Genomic DNA, 2,681 nt, shown 5'->3' with positions numbered 1-2,681 from the left:
AGGGCATCCGGGCCACCGAGGGCGTCAATTTCCTTGAACTCGATTTCGCGGGCGGACGCGACGGCTTCTTTCAGGATGTCGAGGCCGCCGCGGGCCAGTCCTACAGCCTCGGCTTCGACCTGCGGGCGCGGCCCGACCGGGCGATCTCGACCCAGGACATCGAGGTGGTCTGGAACGACAGGGTTGTGGCGGTGGCCAAGCCGGGAACCGACTGGGGCAGCTTCACCGCCACCGTGACCGGCACCACCGGGACCGACCGGCTGACCATCCGCGAGGTTTCCTCGCAGGCCGGCGACGGACATGGCGCGCTTCTGGACAACTTCCGGCTGGTGGCCAGCGGCGCGGCCTCGGCCCCGCCTGCGGAGCCAAGGGGCGAGGACACCCTTGCCGTCAGGGTCAGCGGCGACAGCTTCAAGGGCGATCCGGCATTCGCGCTCAGCGTGAACGGCAGGGTGGTTTCCGCCTCGACCACGGTGACGGCCGACCGGGCGGCGGGCGAATGGGACAGCTTCGTCTTCCACGGCGACTTCGGCCTTGACGGCTCGGACCGGGTGGCGATCACCTTCCTCAACGACCGCTACGAGGGCTCGGCAGACCGCGACCGCAACCTTTACGTGGACGAGGTGGTGCTGAACGGCGAATCGAACGGCCGGGACGAAAGCTTCCACCAGGCCCGCACGGATCACTGGGATTTCTGAGCGCGTCCGACGCGGCCCCGATCCCGCGGCACAGGCGCTATGACAAGGCAGGCGCGGCACGACGGCCTTCGTCACGGGAATGATCCGCGTGTTTCGGATGGGGCGGTCACAGGCAGGCCGGGACAGGCGACTGCCTGCTCTGGAACCGGGCAAGGGGCGATGGGCCGGCGCTGCCCGGTCTGGCGGGGAACCGGCCCCGCATCCCCCTGCGTCTCACGACGCCGCGGGCGGGGTGATGCCGGGGCGGGTTTCCAGCCATTGCGCGAACAGCGCAAGGGTGCCCTGCGGCGGGTGGTCCGGGTGGATCAGGGCATAGGGCGAGGGGCCGACAAGGGACACCGGGCTGACCTGCGCCAGCGTCCCGCGTTCCAGGTCGGGCTGGGCGAAGATGTCGGGCAGCAGCGCCGCGCCAAGGCCCGCGCGGGCTGCCGCGATCACCATCTCGAAATGGGCGAAACGCGGGCCGCGGACGGCCTCGGCCGTCAGCCCCGCCGCCGCCAGCCAGTCCAGCCACAGATGCGGCCGCGTCGCCTGCTGGATCAGGGGCACGCCCGACAGGTCCGCGGGAACCCGCAGGCCGGGGGCCGCCACGACGATCAGGGTTTCGGGCAGGATCGGCACCGCCCGTGTTCCCGGCCGCGCCAGTTCCGCCCGCTGGATGGCGGCGTCGAATGGGCTGTCGTCGAAATCGACCGGCCCCAGCGCCGAGGTCAGGTCCAGCGAGATGCCGGGGTGGCGCGCGGCAAAGCCCCCAAGCCGCGGGATCAGCCAGGTCGCGGCAAAGGTCGGCAGCACCGCCAGCCGCAGCACCTGCCGGTTGCCCCCGAAGGCCATCACCATCTGCGCCGTCCGGTCGAGGTCGTTCAGGATGCCTTCCGCGTCGCGCAGCATCGCCCGGCCTGCGTCCGACAGCACCATCCGCTGGCGGATGCGCTGAAACAGGGCCACGCCCAGCCGGTCCTCGAGCCCGCGGATGGACCGGCTGACCGCGCTTTGCGTCAGGTTCAGGGCATCCGCCGCCCGCGAGACCGTCCCCAGCCGGGCGCAAAGAACAAAGGCGCGCAGCTCGGGGATGCTGGGGGTATACTGGTAGCGCGTCCCGATCATGATTGAAACTCATGGGTTCAGAAGTAATCATCGCTACAGGCTGTCGCCGCGTCATGCTAGTCATGCCGCCGCTGAATGGAGGTATCACATGCCCGCGCTTTCCCCGAAGGACGCCCCCGACCTTGGCCGCTTTGACTGGGAAGACCCCTTCCGGCTGGAAGGGCAGTTGTCCGAGGACGAGCGGATGATGCGCGACAGCGCCCGCGCCTATGCCCAGGGCAAGCTGGCCCCCCGCGTGATCGCCGCCTACCGCGAGGAGGCGACCGACCCCGCCATCTTCCGCGAGATGGGCGAGATGGGCCTGCTGGGCGTGACGGTCCCCGAGGAATACGGCGGCTTGGGCGCCTCCTACGTCAGCTACGGGCTGGTCGCGCGCGAGGTCGAGCGGGTGGATTCGGGCTACCGCTCGATGATGTCGGTGCAGTCCAGCCTCGTGATGTATCCGATCTATGCCTACGGGTCCGAGGAACAGCGGCGGAAATACCTGCCCAAGCTGGCAAGCGGCGAGTTCATCGGCTGCTTCGGCCTGACCGAACCCGACGCGGGGTCCGACCCCGGCGGCATGAAGACCACCGCGAAGAAGACCGATGCGGGCTATGTGCTGAACGGCGCGAAGACCTGGATTTCCAACTCGCCCATCGCCGATGTCTTCGTGGTCTGGGCCAAGTCCGAGGCCCATGGCGGCAAGATCCGCGGCTTCGTGCTGGACAAGGGCACCAAGGGCCTGTCCGCGCCCAAGATCGAGGGCAAGCTGTCCCTGCGCGCCTCGATCACCGGCGAGATCGTCATGGACGGGGTCGAGGTCGGCGAGGACGCCCTGCTGCCCAACATCGAGGGGCTGAAGGGTCCCTTCGGCTGCCTCAACCGCGCCCGCTA

At 69.5% G+C, this 2,681-nt stretch carries 3 protein-coding genes; 2 read left to right on the top strand and 1 reads right to left on the bottom strand.

Annotated elements, in window-relative coordinates:
* A partial coding sequence (locus Q4F04_RS15435; protein ID WP_303370677.1) for a carbohydrate-binding domain-containing protein occupies window positions 1–698 on the top strand: 698 nt, incomplete at its 5' end.
* 213 nt (window positions 699–911) lie between these two features.
* Here Q4F04_RS15435 and Q4F04_RS15430 read toward each other — a convergent pair.
* The gene (locus Q4F04_RS15430; RefSeq protein WP_303370676.1) at window positions 912–1,805 is read right to left on the bottom strand and encodes a LysR substrate-binding domain-containing protein; all 894 of its coding nucleotides are present in this window, start codon (window positions 1,803–1,805) and stop codon (window positions 912–914) included.
* 88 nt (window positions 1,806–1,893) lie between these two features.
* Here Q4F04_RS15430 and Q4F04_RS15425 point away from each other — a divergent pair.
* Window positions 1,894–2,681 (top strand): acyl-CoA dehydrogenase family protein (locus tag Q4F04_RS15425; protein ID WP_303370675.1); only part of this gene is annotated, 788 nt, incomplete at its 3' end.

The organism is Paracoccus sp. (in: a-proteobacteria) (assembly GCF_030536915.1).
Lineage (GTDB): Bacteria > Pseudomonadota > Alphaproteobacteria > Rhodobacterales > Rhodobacteraceae > Paracoccus.
Note: the sequence above shows the minus strand (reverse complement) of the source record. Positions and strands in the feature narration are given on the sequence as shown.

Excerpts from the sequence above, each read along its gene's own strand:
- Q4F04_RS15430 (WP_303370676.1), bottom strand. The coding sequence starts at position 1,805 with ATGATCGGGACGCGCTACCAGTATACCCCCAGCATCCCCGAGCTGCGC.